An 18,930-nucleotide genomic window follows, 5' to 3' on the forward strand; every position below is an offset into this window, starting at 1 on the left:
AGTTTTTATGAAGTTATTGAATACCAAATATATTTTTACGGCAACCGCACTGCTTTCGGCATTGGCTGTACAAGCGCAGGACACTGTGCATTACAGTGGTACAACCGTAGCTAATGTTGATTACCATAACGGGCAACTGGCTCCGGTTGTGGGCGTGCATAGCCAACAGGTTTTTCGTGCCAACCGCGAGCATCCTGAGGAGGCTGATGGCTTTGGCTTCACTTACAACCACGCGCCCATGCTGGCTTACTGGAAAAATACATTTTATGTAGAATACCTGAGCGATAAGGTAGGGGAGAGCATTCCGCCAGGACAAACATTGGTAGTCACCTCAAAAGACGGCAACACCTGGACTAAACCTGTGGTGGTGTTCCCTCAATACAAAGTGCCCGATGGTACCCGTAAAGAAGGCCATGAAGGTGTAGCTAAAGACTTAATGGCTGTAATGCACCAGCGTATGGGTTTTTACACATCAAAATCAAACCATCTGCTGGTATTAGGCTTTTACGGAATTTGTTTAAACCAAAAAGATGACCCGAATGATGGGCAGGGTATTGGCCGTGTAGTACGCGAGGTATTGCCTGATGGTAAATACGGACCTATCTATTTTATACATTACAATCCCAAATGGAACGAGAGCAACACCTCATACCCTTTCTACAAAAAAAGTAAGAACAAGGCGTTTGTACAAGCTTGTGATGAGTTAATGGCTAATTCTTTGATGATGATGCAATGGGTTGAGGAAACCGACCGTAAAGACCCGATTATTCCGTTGCATAAAGAATATAAGGCGTTCAACTACTACCACCTGCCTGATGGTCGCGTGGTTGGCTTATGGAAGAACGCCTTAACCGCTATTAGTAAAGACGGCGGCAAAACCTGGCCTAATGCCACGCGCGCGCCACGTTTTGTTAATGCTGCTGCTAAAATTTGGGGACAAAAAACAAGCGACGGCAAGTATGCCACAGTATACAATCCCTCGGAGTTCCGTTGGCCGCTGGCCGCCTCAGTGAGTAAGGATGGTTTAGATTATACCAACCTGCTGCTCATCAACGGCGAAATATCAACCATGCGTTACGGCGGTAACTACAAATCGTACGGTCCTCAATATGTGCGTGGTATTATTGAAGGCAACGGTGTGCCTCCGGATGGTAAAATGTGGGTTACTTACAGCATGAACAAGGAAGACATCTGGGTATCATCAGTACCGGTACCTTTAACCGAAATAGCTTCCGGTCATGCTAACGATAATTTTGCCCAATTACCAGCCGGTAAAGAACTTGACAAATGGAACTATAACAGCGGCTTATGGGCTCCTGTAAGTATTGATAAAGCCCCTGATGGTACTAAAAGCCTCACCCTGCAAGATTGGGACCCTTTTGATTATGCAAAAGCAGAACGAATTGTACCCGAATCGAAGGTGTTGGAAGCCGAGTTTACCGTTATTCCGGCTCAAAACAGCAATGGCCAGTTAGATATAGAGTTCCAGGATGCCAAAGGTCAGGCCGGTATTCGTTTAGCGTTCGATTCTGCTGGTGTTTTTAAGGGAAAGGCCGGCTATCGCTATAAAAACTTCATGAAGTACGAAGCAGGTAAAGAGTATCACATTAAACTCAAAATGAATGTAAATAACCGCTTTTACACCATGAATGTGAACGGCAAAGAGTTGTCGTTATCATTAATGTTTGCACCGTTAACCAGCGTTAATAAAATTGTTTTCCGTACGGGCGATGTGCGTCGTTTTCCGGATGCCGATACCCCAACCGATCAAAGCTACGATTTGCCAAAAGCGGGCGAAAAGTCTAAGAAAGCCACATTTTATATTAAATCATTATCTACAAAAGGTAACTAATGCTCAGGAGATATTACATAGCTTTTGGTTTAGCATTGGCCGGTTGCTTGAGTGCATTAAGTAGCAATGCTACCGTGATATTGCCTAAAATTTTGGGTAATGGTATGGTATTGCAACGCAACCAGCCCGTACCCATTTGGGGTACTGCTGCCAAAGGGGAAAAGGTGACCGTACGTTTTGCAGGTCAAACCAAAACCGTTACGCCCGATACCGGTGGTAGATGGAAGGTGTATCTGAAACCGATGGAAGCATCAGCCAAAGGCCGCGACCTGACCATTTCGGGTACAAATAAAATTGTATTGACCGATGTTTTAGTTGGTGAAGTTTGGTTATGCTCGGGCCAAAGCAATATGCAGTACGAAATGCGCAAGAACAGCAAGGTTGCCCGTCCCGATACCAGTAGCGATAAGTCGCCTATTGATGAGTTGGAGCGCGCGCACAACCCTGCCATACGTATTTTTTTGGTGGACAGGAAACGCCAGCCCAAACCCGATTCAACCCATAGCGGCTGGAGCATAGCACAGGATTCGGCCTTACGAGCGTTTTCGGCAGCAGGTTATTTCTTCGGCAAAAAGCTTTATGCTGAACTGAAAGTTCCTATCGGCGTAATTTCATCGGCCGTAAGCGGTAGCCGTATTGAGCCGTGGATTAACGAAACAGCATTCAATTCGGAACCTTATTTTAAAACCATTAAGGTAGATGGTGATCCGGGTAAGTTTTATCATCCTATGATAGAGACGCTGGCTCCATATGCCATTAAAGGCTTTTTATGGTACCAGGGAGAAAGTAACGTGGGCGAAACCATGAGCTACATCTACAAAATGCAGGTGCTCATTAACAGCTGGCGCAAGCTTTGGAATAATGATAAACTGCCGTTCTACTATGTGCAACTGGCACCCTATACAAATTCACAGGATAAAAAATTCACCACCGAAACCCTGCCCGAATTTAGGGAAGCGCAGGTACAGGTATTACAAATACCCCGCACGGGCATGATTGTAACTACTGATTTAAACGACAATGTAAAAAATATTCACCCGCCGTTTAAGTGGGAAATTGGTCGCCGTTTAGCGTTGGTTGCTTTGGCAAAAAGCTATGGTTCTAAAGCCGAATATTCGGGCCCTGTATACGCAAAAATGGATATAGACCGCGACCAGGTAGTACTTAAATTCGATCATGTAGGTAAAGGGCTCATCAGCAGTGATGGCAAACCTTTAACCCATTTTGTGATTGCCGGTGCCGATAAAAAATTTGTACCTGCCAATGTGATGATTAAAGATGATGTATTGGTACTATCATCGCCCGAAGTGAAAAAGCCCGTAGCCGTGCGTTTTGCATGGGACGAGGCCGCTCAACCTAATTTTTACAATAAAGACGGCTTACCGGCAATGCCTTTCCGCACCGATAATCCGCTAAACTATAAACCCGCTAATTGATATTGTTTTAATGAGTTCTGCTGTTCGTCATATCACCTTAATTTGCCTGTTAACTTTAGCGGGGTTGACTTCTTTTGCCCAGCAAACGCAAAAAATGTACCTCTCGGGAACAGGGAGTGATAAAACGGTTAACTGGCAATTCTACTGCTCTGCAGGCCGCAACTCGGGCAAATGGACTACTATTCCCGTGCCCTCAAACTGGGAATTGCAAGGCTTTGGCAAGTACAACTATGGCTGGGCTAAAGACACCGCACGAGGGAAAGAAGTAGGGCAGTACAAATACAAATTCAAAGTTCCGGCATCGTTCAAGGGCAAAACCGTTCAGATAGTTTTTGAGGGTGCCATGACCGATACTGAAGTGAAGATAAATGGCAAACTTCGCCGGGCCAATGCACCAGGGTTCGTATTATGCTTTCAAATACGATGTTACCTCGCTGATAAAATTCGATGGTACCAACTTGTTAGAAGCAACTGTTGCCAAGCATTCAGCTAATCAATCGGTAAACGAGGCCGAGCGTAAGGGGGATTTCTGGATATTCGGCGGTATATTCCGCCCGGTGTATTTGCAGGCTTTGCCGGTGCAGCATATTAGTCGCGTAGCACTGGACGCGCAAGCCAATGGCGATTTTAAGGCTGATGTTTATTTGAAAAATGTACCGACTAATAGCACTGCATCGGTACAAATAACTACGTTGAACGGTCAAAAAGTAGGCAACTCTGCAAATGCCACAGTTACTACCGATTCGGTTGTTCACCTGCAAGCCAACATAGCTAACCCAAAACTATGGTCGCCCGAAACACCTGATTTGTACAATGCCGTAATCACCATTACTCAAAATGGCAAAATCTTGCATACCGTTACCAAACGCTTCGGCTTCCGCACGGTGGAGGTTAAGCAGCGCGATGGTGTATATGTTAATGGCAGCAAAATAAAATTCAAAGGCGTTAATCGCCACTCGTTTTGGCCTACTACTGGCAGGGCATTAAGCAAGGCTCGCAGTATTGACGATGCTAACCTCATTAAAGATATAAACATGAACGCGGTGCGCATGTCGCACTACCCGCCCGATGATCACTTTTTGGACGTGTGCGATTCATTAGGCCTTTTTGTGCTCGATGAACTGGCCGGATGGCACGGGCATTATGATACGCCAACAGGTACCAAACTCCTGAAGGAAATGATGGAGCATGATGAAAATCATCCGTCGATTGTACTTTGGGTTAACGGCAACGAGGGTGGACATAACCGCGAACTCGACCCGTTGTTCCGTAAGCTGGATATGCAAAAGCGTGCCGTATTGCATGCTTGGGAAGATTTTGGCGGCTTTGATACTCAACACTACCGCGATTATAACTACGGTATAGGCACGTACGATAACGGCCACAGCATAGTTATGCCAACCGAATTTTTGCACGGCATGTACGATGGCGGCCACGGTGCCGGTATTGACGATTACTGGAAAATGATGCTGACTAGCCCGCTATCAGCCGGAGGTTTCTTGTGGGATTTTGCCGATCAGGGCGTGCTACGTACCGACCAGAACGGCAAGATTGATACAGATAAAGACCACGGTCCCGACGGAATAGTTGGCCCTTACCATGAAAAGGAGGGTAGTTTTTTTACGGTGAAAGAAGTATGGTCGCCGGTGTTTTTTGAGCGCCGCGAAATTGCTTCGGGTTTTGATGGCGTGTTTCATTTGGAGAACCGTTACAACGTGACCAATCTTAACCAATGCACCTTTACCGGTAAACTGGTTAGGGTGAGCGATACCTACGGCAAGGCCAAACCTGCCGAGCTGAACATTGCTATTGCATCGCCCGATATTAAACCCTGGGAAAAAGGCGACCTCAAAGTGAATATGCCATCCGACTATAAAAGCTACGACTTTTTATACATCACCGTAACCGATAACCACAAACGCGAACTGTTTACCTGGAGCTGGCCCATAAGCAAACCCGAAAAGGTTGCGCGCAAAATTGTGGTTAAAGACGGTAAACAAACCATCGATGTGTCGACGGTTGATTCACTTTATCAGGTGAGCGCCAACGGTATTAAACTGTGGTTTAGCAAAACTAACGGCATGCTTAAAAAGGTGGAGAATGCTAAAGGCGTAATTCCGTTCAACAATGGTCCGGTTTTGCAGGAAGGTGCGAACAATTTTAAAAACTTTACGCAAAAGCTGGACGGTAAGAACGTGATTATCGAATCAACATTTGACCGCAAGGCGGCTTATAATAACCTGCAGTGGACCATTTACCCAACCGGTTGGGTAAAAATGCAGGTGCGCTACTTCCCCGGCGATTACTTTACCAATTTTGTGGGTGTAAACTTTTCATTCCCCGAAAAGGAAATGAAAGGGGTGGAGTACATGGGCAGCGGCCCGTACCGCGTGTGGAAAAACCGCATGAAAGGTACTAAACTGGGCGTTTGGAAAAAGGATTACAACGATACCGAAACCGGCCAAACCTGGAATTACCCGGAGTTTAAGGGCTACCATGCCAATATGTACTGGTGTAAATTCATTACCACCGGGCAGCCGGTTACCGTATTTACAGATGATGAAGATACCTTCTTCCGCCTGTTTACACCTACACCTCATGACGACCAATGGCATAATTATGTGGTGAAATTCCCCTCGGGCGATATATCGTTTATGCAGGGCATAGGTGCCATAGGCAACAAAACGTTAGGCGCCGAAGATACCGGGCCAATGGGTATGAAGCACATTTTTTACGATTACGAAAAGGAGCCGATGCGTGCCAAAGAGATGAACCTTTATTTTGATTTTTCGGGAAGGTAATAATGAATTTATTTAAACATATTAAAGCGGTCTTGCTGGGTTTGATGAGTGTTTGGCTCATTAGTAGCAATATACTTGCAGCCGATATTCAGCTGCAAAATTTGCGTTGCGAAATGCTGGTAAACCCGCAGGGAATTGATGCGGTACAGCCGCGTTTAAGCTGGCAGTTAACAAGTGCTGCACGCAATGTAAAGCAAACGGCTTATGAGGTTTTAGTGGCCTCATCGGCGGCTAAGTTGGCGGCAGGTGATGGCGATTTGTGGACTTCGGGTAAGGTGGCTTCTAACGAGTCTATCATGATTGCTTACAAAGGCAAAGCCCTTAAAAGCGGTACTGCCTGTTACTGGAAAGTGAAAGTGTACACCAACAACGGCGATAGCCAATGGAGCACCCCTGCCAAATGGAGCATAGGCTTATTAGCCCCTGCTGATTGGAAAGGCAAATGGATAGGTTACGAAAAAGGTTTTGCCTGGGATAGCGTATCTAAATTCTCGCGTTTATCGGCCCGTTATTACCGTAAAGAATTTTCATCGGCAGCAAAAGTAAAAAGGGCTACGGCCTACATCTCGGGTCCGGGCCATTTTGAACTGTATATGAACGGCAAAAAGGTGGGTAACGAGGTATTGGCACAAATGCCTACGGATTACACCAAGTCGGTACAATACAGTACTTATGATGTTACTGCCAATGTGCAGCCCGGCAAAAACGCAATTGGTGCGGTGTTAGGCAACGGACGCTATTTTACTATGCGCCCTAAGTATAAGCCTAAAAAGATAAAGGAGTTCGGTTTTCCTAAACTGTTGCTGCAACTGGATATTGAATATGCCGATGGCCATCATCAACTGGTGGTAAGCGACCAAACCTGGAAAATGACCGCCGATGGCCCCATCCGCAGCAATAACGAGTACGACGGTGAAGAATATGATGCTACCAAAGAACTAACGGGTTGGAGCAAGGCAGGCTACAATGCTGCCAAATGGTTTAAACCCCAGTTGGTTGAAGATCCGGGCGGTAAGTTAGTCGCCCAAATGAGCGAACCTATCAAGGTGATGCAAACCATTCAGCCTAAAAAACTGAGCCAGCTTAAACCCGGCACCTGGATTATGGACATGGGCCAGAACATGACCGGCTGGATTAAAATCAAAGTAAAAGGCAAACGTGGCGACAAAGTAACCATGCGCTTCTCCGAAACTTTAGAGAAAGACGGTAACCTGTACATAGCCAACCTGCGCGATGCCAAAGTTACGGATGTGTACACCCTTAAAGGCGCTGCCGAAGAAACTTGGCACCCTGTTTTTGTATATCACGGCTTCCGTTATGTTGAAATCACCGGCTACCCCGGCAAGCCTAAAGAGAGTGATTTTACAGGCGAGATGGTGTATGATGCCTTGGCTACAATTGGTGAGTTCACCACATCAAACGATGTAATTAACAACGTTTACCGCAACACCTGGTGGGGCGTGGCCGGCAACTACAAAGGCATGCCGGTTGATTGTCCGCAGCGTAATGAGCGTATGCCTTGGTTGGGTGACAGGGCAACGGGATCGTTAGGTGAGAGCTTTATTTTTGATAATCAAAAGTTGTACACCAAATGGCTGGATGATATTGAGGAATCGCAAACTGCTGAAGGTGCCATACCCGATGTGGCACCTGCCTATTGGAATTATTACAGTGATAACATGACCTGGCCGGGTACCTATGTGCTCATTGCCGATATGTTGTACAAACAGTACAGCGATATTGCCCCGATACAAAAGCATTATCCATCCATGAAAAAATGGCTTATCTACATGAAGGGTAAGTACATGAAAGATTATATCGTAACCAAAGATAAATATGGCGATTGGTGCGTGCCGCCTGAATCGCCGGAACTGGTTCATGCTAAAGACAGCAGTCGTACTACTAACGGACAGTTGATTGCTTCTGCTTACTATTATCGTATGCTTTTCCAAATGAAGCGTTTTGCGCAAATGTTAGGTAAGCAGGACGATGCCAAAGAGTTTTCAGATTTACAAGGCAAAATTGCCGATGCCTTTAATGCTAAATTCTACAATGCGCAAACCCAACAGTATGATAATGGTACGGTAACCGCTAACCTGTTGCCGTTGTACTTTGACATTACCCCGGTTGCTAACCGTAAAGCCGTTTTCGATAACATTGTTAAACGCGTTACCACTACCGATAATAACCACATTGCAACCGGTGTGATAGGTACGCAATGGTTAATGCGTGGACTGACTGAATACGGTCGCCCTGATTTGGCTTACCGCATTGCCACCAATAAAGATTACCCAAGCTGGGGCTACATGGCCGAGCGTGGAGCCACCACCATTTGGGAACTTTGGAACGGCGACACCGCTAACCCAAGCATGAACTCGGGTAACCACGTGATGCTTTTGGGCGATCTGATAGTTTGGTATTACCAAAATCTCGCCGCCATTAAAGCAGGGATCAACCAGCCGGGCTTTAAGCAGGTTATTATGAAACCAACCCTGCCCGATGGACTGAACTTTGTAAAATCATCATATAAAACCCCTTACGGACTGGTAAAAAGCGAGTGGAAAAAAGGAAGCAATTTTGATTGGAATATCAGCATCCCGGCTAATGCTGTGGCTCTGATCTCTATCCCTGCAAAATCGGCCGATGGGGTGACCGAGGGTGGCAAAAAAGCTGTCGAAGCCGAGGGCTTAAAGTTTGTAAAAATGGACAAGGGCTACGCGGTTTACGAGGCAGGCTCGGGTAACTACAGCTTTAAATCGGATTTATAAGAAGAGAAAAACCAATATAAGCACACCGATATGAAGAAGAATTTTAAAACATCGATAGCATTTTTAGCTGCAGGATTGCTTGCGCTGAGTGCTTATGCCCAAAATACGGGGACTGTACCTGATGTAAAGCCAATAAGTGCCGAGGCTCGTGCAAAATCTGACGAGGAAACTGAGAAGAAAGCCGCTGAATGGGTAACATCGCTTAATCTCAATAATCCAAACAAAGAAACAGCGGTTAAAGGTATCATTGCAACACACCTGAAAACCATTCGCGACTGGAATAATGAGCACCCGGCATCTACGGTTCCGGCAGGTATAAACCCGGCTACGGGTAACCCGCTTAGCGCGCTCGACAGGCAGGTTATTGCCATATCGGCCATGCCAAAATCGGTACACGAAAACCTGATGGCTGGCCTTCGTCAAAATTTAGATGAGGCACAGGTGGAGGCTATTTTAGATAAATACACCATTGGTAAGGTCGCTTTTACATTGAACGGCTACAAATCTATCGTGCCTGATTTAACTGCTGCAGAAGAAAAGGTAATTGTAGATAACCTGAAAAAGGCCCGTGAACAGGCGGTCGATTATAAGAACATGACCCAAATTTCGGCCATTTTCGAGATATACAAAACCAGGAACGAGCAATACTTAAACACTCATGGCCGTAACTGGCACGATATGTTTAAGGCTTATACCGATGCTGTAAAAGCTAAAAAGGCCGCGGCCAAAGCTGCCGAGGCCAAACCTGTTCAATAACATTATACCATGAAGATAAAAAGCATAATAAAGAATAGTTTAGTTGCCGCCACTTTGCTGGTTGCCGCTGGCTCAAATGCACAAAGCATAAGTAATCCATGGCGCAGCGGTATAACTGTTGACGAATTTATTTATGAAAAGGCTCCTTACAAAGAGTGCCATTCATCTACCATGGCCGAAACACCTAAAGGTTTGGTGGCATCGTGGTTTGGGGGTACCAAGGAGCGTAACCCCGATGTGTGTATTTGGGTAAGTCGTTATGTGAATGGTAAATGGACCGAAGGCATCAACGTAGCCAATGGCATACAGAATGATACTCTGCGTTATCCAACCTGGAACCCGGTATTGTACCAAATTCCGGGGGGCGATTTGCTGTTATTTTATAAGATAGGTCCAAGCCCATCTACCTGGAAAGGCTATTTAAAACGCTCTAAAGATAACGGCGTTACCTGGGGCGCTCAGGAAGCACTTCCCGAAGGTTATTTAGGCCCAATCAAGAATAAGCCGGTTTTAGTAGGCAAAAACTTGTTTTGTCCAACCAGTGTGGAAGGCAAAGGTGGCTGGCGTATACATTTTGAAGTAACTGCCGACTGGGGCAAAACCTGGAAACAAATAGAAGTAGCCAAAGGACCTGATACGCTGGAAGGCATCCAGCCCAGCATTTTGATACACAAGGACGGCCGCTTGCAGTTATTAGCCCGTAGTCGTAACCGTGCTTTACTAACTGCATGGTCGAACGATAAAGGAATGACCTGGACGCCGCTATCTAAAACCAACCTGCCTAACAACAATTCGGGTACCGACGCCATAACGTTAAAGGATGGCCGTCAGCTGTTGGTTTATAACCACGTATTGCCTCCGGGTAAACTGGCCAAAGGTCCGCGCACTCCATTAAATGTATCGTTATCAAAAGATGGTAAAACTTGGTATGCAGCTTTGATTTTGGAAGATTCGCCTATCAGCCAGTACTCATACCCATCGGTTATTCAAACCAAAGATGGTATGATACACTTTATCTACACCTGGCGTCGGGAGCGCATTAAGCACGCTGTTGCCGACCCTAAGAAGTTGAAACTGGTAGAAATTAAAAATGGCGAATGGCCGGAAGTCAAAGGTTATAAACTGCCGGAAATTAAGGCAGAGAGTAAGGATTTGTAATAAACTAAAAATAATAAAACCCGTCATTGCGAGGAACGAAGCAATCTCTGAACTGTGCATAAACGCATTGTATTCGCAGAGTTTGCTTCGTTCCTCGCAATGACGTAAGGTGTTAAAAATGAGGATACATAAAAAAATAAGGCTATTCATCCTGCTCCTTTTAGGCGCCTGCAACGCTTTTGCTCAAAACACTTCCGACAACGAATACAAGAAACCCCTTAAACAGGTTCTATCCGAAATTGAAGCCAAATTCAAGGTATCGGTAAAGTATTCGGAAGATATGGTGAAAGACCGTTGGGTGCCTTATGCCGACTGGCGTTACAAACCAACCGCTGCCAAAACGTTGGCTGCCGTGCTGGCTCCGCTGGATATGAAGGTGAACGAGGAAAAGCCCGGCAACTTTAAGCTAAAGTATTATGAATACTCGCGCTTAACGCCCGAGGAGGGCAAAGAAAAGCTGGCTTACCTCGAGTCTTTTTATACCGATAAGGCCAGTTGGGAAAGGCGTAAGGCCGATTTACGTCCGTGTATGTTCGAAGCTTTGCAGTTATCGCCCATGCCGGCTAAGCCCAAATCGAAACCTATTATTACCAACAAACGGGTAATGGATGGTTATACTATTGAGAACATTGCCATTGAAACTTTGCCCGGCGTTTACGTATGTGGGTCATTATACAAGCCATTAAAATTTAAACGTAAGATACCCGTAGTGCTATGCCCCGACGGGCATTTTGGTGATGGCCGTTACCGCGCCGATGGGCAGTATCGCTATGCTATGCTGGCCAAAATGGGCGCTATGGCTATCAGTTACGATCTTTTTGCCTGGGGCGAATCATTGCTGCAGTTTGATGGTAAAGACCATCGCCGCAGTTTAGCAATGACTATACAGGCACTTAATAGTTTACGTATACTCGATTACCTGCTATCCTTAAAAGAAGCCGACCCAACCCGCGTGGCTATTACCGGTGCGTCGGGTGGTGGTAGCCAAACCATGTTGATTACGGCCTTGGATGATCGCATTAAATTGAGCGTTCCGGTGGTTATGCTCTCGAGCTATTTTTCGGGTGGATGCCCTTGCGAAAGCGGTATGCCGGTGCACTTGTGTGGTGGCGGTACTAATAACGATGAGTTTGCTGCCATGGCGGCACCTCGTCCGCAATTGGTAATATCGGATGGTGGCGATTGGTCGGCCAATGTGCCCGATACCGATTTGCCATATCTGCAAAAAATATACGGCTATTACGGCAAACCCGAAATGGTAGCCAATGTGCATTTCCCTAAAGAGGGGCATGACTACGGTAAATCGAAACGCCTGGCCATGTATGATTTTGTGGCGAAGCATTTCGGGTTAAACATAGCCGCCGTTAAAGGTGCTGATGGTAAGGTTGACGAAAGCAAAGTAACGATAGAAAAATACCCGGCTATGTATGTTTTTGGTGATAAGGGCGAGAAACTGCCGGCTAATGCGGTGCATGGGCTTGCGGAGTTGGAGAAGGCGTTTGCGGCGGCGAAAGGGAAATAAAATATAACCACGTCATTGCGAGGAACGAAGCAATCTCTGCGGACGCAAGGTGTTTATGAATAGTTCAGAGATTGCTTCGTTCCTCGCAATGACGAGCGGTTAAGATGCAGTTTGCGTTAGGGATGGCAGCGGAAAGCCCGGAGTGCAGCGATAGCGAAACGAGGACTTGCAGCGGATAGCCCGGCCCGCCTCAGGCGGGAAACGCCCTGATTTTAGTTATTGGGTTTATTGAGTGAATAGTTATTAAGTGTTATAATCAGATCGTTAATGACGATCTGAAATAAATGAGTAATAAATTATGAAAACCACACGTCGGGGCTTTATAACCCAAACATCGCTGCTCGCTGCCTCGGTTGCCCTGTCGCAAAGCGGCTGCGCAACAGTATTAGCGGGCGCGGCAAAAGGCGGCCGTTATAAAGTTGCCGTGGTTGATTTAATGATACTAAAGCGTCAGAAACTGGGCGCATTTCAGCTTGCTAAAGATATTGGTGCCGATGGTGTGGAGGTGGATATGGGCGGATTGGGTAACAGGCCAACTTTCGATAGTCAGTTAAACAATGCCGAAACCAGGCAGCAGTTTTTGGATAAGGCTAAGGAATTAAACCTCGGCATATGTTCGCTGGCCATGACCGGCTTTTTTGCACAGTCATTTGCTACACGGAATGGGGTTGACCGCATGGTGCAGGATTGTATTGACACCATGAAGGCCATGAATGTGAAAGTGGCATTCCTGCCGTTCGGTGTAAATGCTGATTTGACTAAGAACCCGGAGTTACGCCCGGTAGTGGTTGAACGCCTGAAAATGATAGCCCTAAAAGCTGAAGAAGCAGGGGTGGTGATCGGCATCGAATCATCATTAAACGCTACCGATGAAGCTAAGCTGCTGGATGAGGTAGGTTCGAAAGCGATAAAGAGTTACTTCAATTTTTCGAACGCGTGGACCAATGGCCGCGATGTATGCGAGGAGTTGCAAATTTTAGGTAAGAAACGCATTTGCCAGATTCACTGCACCAATACCGACGGTTTCTGGCTGCAAAACGACCCTAAGGTTGATTTAAAAAAGGTTAAGAAAACCCTCGATAAAATGAAGTGGGAAGGCTGGCTGGTAATTGAACGCTCGCGCGATGCCAAAGACCCGCGCAATGTAAAATGGAACTTTACGGCTAATACGGAATATGTAAAGTCGATTTTTCAGGGGTAAGAGAATATAAGAAGGAATAACCCAACTTGTCATTTCGACCAGCGTGAGAAATCTTTTCGAACTGACAAGCTAATCGCTTCGAAAAGATTTCTCGTTCCTCGAAATGACAGGGGGGTGAAATAGAATATACAGAACACAACACACATGAATAAAGCACTACGTAAATCACTCCTTTTGTTATTGATAATAACATTATCGGCAGGCGTGCGTGCGGCTGATATTTATGTGGCTCCTAACGGAAGCGACGCTAATCCCGGTACTAAGGCCAGTCCTAAAGCTTCTTTGAATGCTGCTCTGAGACAAGCAAGGGAGTTACGCCGGTTGAATGACGAGAGTGTTAAAAACGGTATTCATATTATACTGGCAGGCGGCGAGTACAGGTTGAACGAGCCGGTTTTCATCCGCCCCGAAGATTCGGGAACGGCAGCATCGCCTACCTGCATAGAGGCGGCAGCCAATGAGCAGCCGGTTTTAAGCGGAGGTGTTGATATTAAAGGCTGGCGTAAAGCTGCTGCTAAAGTCTCCGGTTTGCCTGCCGCTGCACAAGGTAAAATATGGGTTTCCGATATTCCTGCTTTTGAGGGACAAAGTTTATTGTTCAGACAGTTATGGGTGAACGGCAAAAAGGCGGTTCGTGCCCGTGAGGTAGATAATGATAATTTGATGAACCGCATTCTGTCGCTCGACAAGGTTAAACAGGAAATGTGGATACCTGCACCTAAGACTAAAACGGGTGCCATCGGTCAAATGGAAATGGTAATTCACCAAATGTGGGCAATTGCCAATTTGCGCATTAAAACCTTGACTGTTGAGGGCGATAAGGCCAAGGTAACTTTTCAGCAACCCGAAAGCCGCATACAATTTGAGCACCCCTGGCCACAGGCGGTTATTGATAAGGAGAAGAAGATGAATGGTAATTCGGCCTTTTACCTCACCAATGCCATTGAGTTTTTAAACCAGCCCGGCGAATGGTATGCCGATGCCAAAACCAACAAGATATACTACTGGCCGCGTAATAACGAAGCTATGACCAACGCCAAAGTAGTTGCCCCGGCACAGCAAACGCTGCTGAAAATGACCGGCACGGCTGACCGCCCCGTTAGCTATGTATACATAAAAGGCATCGGCTTTGAACATACCACGTGGTTGCGCCCATCGCAACAAGGGCATGTGCCGCACCAGGCGGGTATGTACATGACCGATGCTTACAAGCTGAAAGTAGCAGGCACTCCTGAAAAGAAAGGCTTGGAAAACCAGGCATGGGTTGGTCGCCCTACCGCTGCCGTTGAGGTGGCTTACGCACATCATACCGGGTTTGAGGGTTGCCGTTTCGAGCATATGGCTTCTACCGGGGTAGATTACCAGCGTGGCACGCACGATAATGAAATTAAAGGCAACCTTTTTAAAGATATAGGTGGCACGGGAATACAGGTAGGCACGTTTTCGGACGAGGCATTTGAAGTACACCTGTCTTATAACCCCGAAGATAAGCGCGAGATATGCACCAACGAGCGCATCAGCAATAACCTCATTACCGATGCGACCAACGAGGATTGGGGCTGCGTAGGCATTGGCGCCGGCTATGTAAAAAACATCAGCATCGAGCATAACGACATCAGCGAGGTATCGTACAGCGGCATCAGCATGGGCTGGGGTTGGACAAAATTGCCTAATGCCATGAGCGGCAACAAAATTACCGCCAACAAGATCAGTCGTTACGGCAAGCACCTATACGATGTATCGGGCATTTACACGCTTTCGGCTCAGCCCGGTTCAGTAATTGCCGAAAACTATGTGGATAGCGTTTATAAGGTGCCTTACGCACACGATGTGCATCACTGGTTTTATTTGTATTGTGACGAAGGTTCATCAGGTTTCACCGTAAAAGATAACTGGACCCCGGCCGATAAGTTCCTTCAAAATGCCAACGGGCCTGATAATAAGTGGGAAAACAATGGTCCGCAGGTAAGCGGCAGCATTAAGCAAAATGCAGGCTTGCAGGATGCTTATAAGCAGTTGTTTAAAGGCGTTTCGACAACTGCAACTTCGGCTATAAATTATGTGGGTTATGATGCTTATGCTGATAATCCGCAGGTAATTGAGATTGTAAACAATGATGATAAGGCGGTGGATATTGAACAGGTAAAAGATCTGTGCATCCGTAACGGTATACCTAAATCATCGGTGTATCAATGGACTAATAGAGTGGTAATATTTAGCTATATCTCCAACGCTGAAGCTCAGGTTAAAAAGCTGAAAGAGATGTTCCCTAAAGCCGAGGTGAAACTGTATACCGACAGGTTTTACACCTTTAACCGCAAAAAACATTGCCCCGATGGTAAAACCGTAGCCGAGTGGGATAACATAGTACTGAGCACAAATCTGGTTGCCGATGCTAAGAAGCAACAGGAGTATTTAAATTACCATGCCACGCAGTTTACCAAATGGCCCGAGGTGAGCAAGGGTTTCTGCAATGCCAGTTTCCAGCAGTTGGTAATATTGAAAAACGAACGCCAGCTCATGCTCATCATCAGCATACCTAAAGGTGAGAATCTGGATAAGTTGAACCCCAAAACAACCGAAAATAACCCGAGGGTTGATGAGTGGAATAAGATTATGAGCCAGTACCAGGAAGGTGTAAAAGGCACCAAGCCGGGCGAGGTGTGGGTGTTTTTTCAACCCGTGGGAAAATGAGGTTTTAAGTACAGAATTTGAAGTTTTATAAAGAAACACGAACATAATATTATGCTGAAAATAGGAATTTTAGGTTTGGGCGAAGGCCGCAGCACCATGTCGGCCGCGCTGCACAGTTCAAAATGTGAGCTTACCATGGTATGCGACCGCAACCTCGATATGTGTAAAAAACGTGCCGAGGAGTTTAACTTTCATAGCTATACTACCGAGTATGGTGAAATGCTGAGTAAGCCCGAGATTGACCTCATTGCCATATACACGCCCGACCACCTGCATGCTACCCACGTAAAACAGGCACTATCGGCAGGTAAGCATGTAATTTGCACCAAGCCGTTTATTGATGATTTGAGCGATGCTATGGAACTTATAAAGCTTTCAGAATCAACCGGCAAAAAGGTGTTCATCGGTCAAAGCTCACGCTTTTTTGAGCCGGCCAAACGTCAGCGTAAAGATTTTGAAGCAGGCTTAATTGGCGATCTTATTACTATTGAAGCACAGTACCATGCTGATCATCGTTGGTTTTTAGAAAAGCCCTGGGCTTTGGAGCAGGCATTTAAATGGCTGTACGGTGGCTTGAGTCACCCGGCCGATTTTATACGCTGGTATTTGCCTAATGTAGAAGAGGTAATGGGCTACGGAATGATCAGCAGCAACGGCCAAAAAGCCGGGCTCAAGAATGAGGACACTATGCACTTTATCTTCAAGGCTACTGATGGCCGCGTAGCCCGCGTGAGCGGTTGCTATACCGGCCCTACCCAACCTGCCCAGCGCGATAGTGGCATGAGCACCATCCTCCGCGGAACTGAAGGCGCATCGCAAGCCGATTATCATGAACTGCGCTATGCCATAACCGATAAAACCGGCGAAGAGAAGATCATCGTTTGGGGCGATTCGACCTTGAAATATTACTTCCGTTTTGAAGGACAAAGCCATCATGCAGGCGAGTACCAAAATTACTTAGAGTATGTAGCCGATTGCCTTGAAAACGGAAAAACTGCCTACCCCGACGTAAAAGAAGGTGTTGGTACCGTAGCGCTTTTACAAGCCATGGACCGCACCCTGAAAACCGGTATGCCGGTAAAAATAAACGATATACTGGCCGAGTTTAATATTTCACCCGATATACTTAAAACCTAACCTTACGGCATGGGAAACATTGTACAACATTTAACCATACTCGATTATGCCATTGTTGCTGCCTATTTAGGGGTGCTGTTGTTTTTGGGTATACAGGCCAGTTTCAAAAATCGCAACCGTGGCGACGAAGAAGGGACTTTGTTCCTTGGCGATAAATCGCTGGGATGGTCGAGCATTGGCTTTAACATGTGGGGCACCAACGTTGGCCCATCAATGCTGGTGGCTTTTGCGGGTGTGGGTTTCAGCACGGGTATTGTGGCGGTAAACTTCGATTGGTACGCCTTTGTGTTTTTAATGCTACTGGCGCTGGTGTTTGCACCACGTTACCTGGCTGCCAAAGTAAACACCATGCCCGAGTTTATGGGTAACCGCTACGGCGATTCAACCCGGACTATTTTGGCCTGGTATGCTTTGATCAAGATACAAATATCATGGTTATCACTCGGTTTGTATGCCGGCGGAACATTGGTAAGGCAAATCTTAGGCATCCCCATGTGGGAATCGGTTATCGTACTGGTGGCCTTTGCCGGTTTGTTTACTTACATGGGTGGCTTAACCGCTATTGCCAAGGTGAACGTTTTCCAAATGCTGTTGCTCATCGCCGTGTCTATTTTATTGACGGTGTTGGGCCTTCAGCGCGCAGGCGGCTTATCCAATGTAATTAGCAAAACACCATCAGGCTTTTGGAACCTGTTACATCCAACCTCCGATCCTTCTTATCCATGGCATGCCATTTTATTAGGTTACCCCGTGGCGGCGGTGGCTTTCTTTTGTACCGATCAATCTATGGTGCAATCGGTACTGGGTGCCCGCAACCTTGAGCAGGGGCAACTGGGGGTTAACTTCATCGGCTGGTTAAAAATTCTGTCGCTGCCGTTATTCATATTTACCGGTATACTTTGCCGTGTAATATTCCCCGATCTTAAAGACGAAAACCTGGCCTATATGACCATGGTAACCAACCTGTTTCCTGCGGGGTTGAACGGTTTGGTAATCGTAGTGCTGATAGCTGTTTTGGTGGGTACCATCGGCTCGTCGCTTAACTCGCTGAGTACTGTGTTTACCATGGATATTTACGCCGAGCGCATCAATAAAAACGCTACCAACAAGCAGCTCATCAGCATTGGCCGTATGTCAATCATCGTGGGTTGTATCTTGTCGGTAGGGGTAGCCATTGCGTTGGATAGCATTAAAGGATTAAAGTTTTTCGATGTGTTCCAGTCTATATTAGGCTTTATTGCGCCGCCTTTATCGGTAGTGTTCCTGCTTACAGTATTTTGGAAACGTACTACCCGTTCGGCCGTGAACACCGTGCTTTCGGCCGGGTCGGCTTTCAGTCTTTTGGTTGGGGTGCTCTACCTGTGGGTTTTCCCTAAAGATATTTACCATTTCTGGCCACATTACCTGCTGCTGTCGTTCTATGTGTTTGCGTTTTTAATGGTGGTTGCAATTATTGTATCTCTGTTAGACCCTAACCCTAAAGTTTACATAGCCGACGTAGACGAAGAAAAAAATACACCGCAAACATCATCAAAAGTAAAAATGGCCTGGGTGCTGTTAACCGTGGTGATGATTGGCCTATACCTTTATTTTAATGGACATTAA

12 protein-coding genes are annotated in these 18,930 nt (G+C 46.3%); all 12 read left to right on the forward strand.

All coding sequences use genetic code 11. The features are described from left to right. Positions 1-7 precede the first annotated feature (7 nt). The 12 genes from QE417_RS18010 to QE417_RS18065 all read left to right on the forward strand — a co-directional run bounded on the left by QE417_RS18010 (position 8) and on the right by QE417_RS18065 (position 18,930). Entirely contained in the window at positions 8-1,852 is a 1,845-nt protein-coding gene (locus QE417_RS18010; RefSeq protein ID WP_311951958.1) for a six-hairpin glycosidase, read from the forward strand. Beyond that, on the forward strand, positions 1,852-3,288 hold the full coding sequence (locus QE417_RS18015) for a sialate O-acetylesterase (RefSeq protein WP_311951960.1): 1,437 nt from the start codon (positions 1,852-1,854) through the stop codon (positions 3,286-3,288). Before QE417_RS18010 ends, QE417_RS18015 begins: the two co-directional genes overlap by 1 nt. A gap of 10 nt (positions 3,289-3,298) precedes the next feature. Then, positions 3,299-3,781, forward strand: a complete 483-nt coding sequence (locus QE417_RS18020; protein ID WP_311951961.1) for a sugar-binding domain-containing protein — start codon at positions 3,299-3,301, stop codon at positions 3,779-3,781. Then, positions 3,678-6,089, forward strand: a complete 2,412-nt coding sequence (locus QE417_RS18025) for a glycoside hydrolase family 2 protein (protein WP_311954682.1) — start codon at positions 3,678-3,680, stop codon at positions 6,087-6,089. The genes QE417_RS18020 and QE417_RS18025 overlap by 104 nt, the downstream gene beginning before the upstream one ends. Before the next feature lie 2 nt (positions 6,090-6,091). After that, positions 6,092-8,857 carry an alpha-L-rhamnosidase gene (locus tag QE417_RS18030; RefSeq protein ID WP_311951963.1) on the forward strand — a complete coding sequence of 922 codons (2,766 nt, stop codon included), beginning with the start codon at positions 6,092-6,094 and terminating at the stop codon, positions 8,855-8,857. A gap of 30 nt (positions 8,858-8,887) precedes the next feature. After that, positions 8,888-9,613 carry a DUF3826 domain-containing protein gene (locus QE417_RS18035; protein WP_311951965.1) on the forward strand — a complete coding sequence of 242 codons (726 nt, stop codon included), beginning with the start codon at positions 8,888-8,890 and terminating at the stop codon, positions 9,611-9,613. A gap of 9 nt (positions 9,614-9,622) precedes the next feature. Beyond that, entirely contained in the window at positions 9,623-10,771 is a 1,149-nt protein-coding gene (locus QE417_RS18040) for a sialidase family protein (RefSeq protein WP_311951967.1), read from the forward strand. A 118-nt stretch (positions 10,772-10,889) separates the two neighbouring features. Next, positions 10,890-12,293 carry an alpha/beta hydrolase family protein gene (locus QE417_RS18045; RefSeq protein ID WP_311951969.1) on the forward strand — a complete coding sequence of 468 codons (1,404 nt, stop codon included), beginning with the start codon at positions 10,890-10,892 and terminating at the stop codon, positions 12,291-12,293. Positions 12,294-12,591: 298 nt separating this feature from the next. Next, the gene (locus QE417_RS18050) at positions 12,592-13,494 is read left to right on the forward strand and encodes a sugar phosphate isomerase/epimerase family protein (RefSeq protein ID WP_311951971.1); all 903 of its coding nucleotides are present in this window, start codon (positions 12,592-12,594) and stop codon (positions 13,492-13,494) included. A 144-nt stretch (positions 13,495-13,638) separates the two neighbouring features. After that, positions 13,639-16,188, forward strand: coding sequence for an L-rhamnose mutarotase (locus tag QE417_RS18055; protein ID WP_311951973.1), 2,550 nt, complete (start codon positions 13,639-13,641; stop codon positions 16,186-16,188). A 51-nt stretch (positions 16,189-16,239) separates the two neighbouring features. Further along, on the forward strand, positions 16,240-17,325 hold the full coding sequence (locus QE417_RS18060; RefSeq protein ID WP_311951975.1) for a Gfo/Idh/MocA family protein: 1,086 nt from the start codon (positions 16,240-16,242) through the stop codon (positions 17,323-17,325). Positions 17,326-17,334: 9 nt separating this feature from the next. Further along, entirely contained in the window at positions 17,335-18,930 is a 1,596-nt protein-coding gene (locus QE417_RS18065; protein ID WP_311951976.1) for a sodium:solute symporter family transporter, read from the forward strand.

It is taken from the genome of Mucilaginibacter terrae, assembly GCF_031951985.1.
Lineage (GTDB): Bacteria > Bacteroidota > Bacteroidia > Sphingobacteriales > Sphingobacteriaceae > Mucilaginibacter > Mucilaginibacter terrae_A.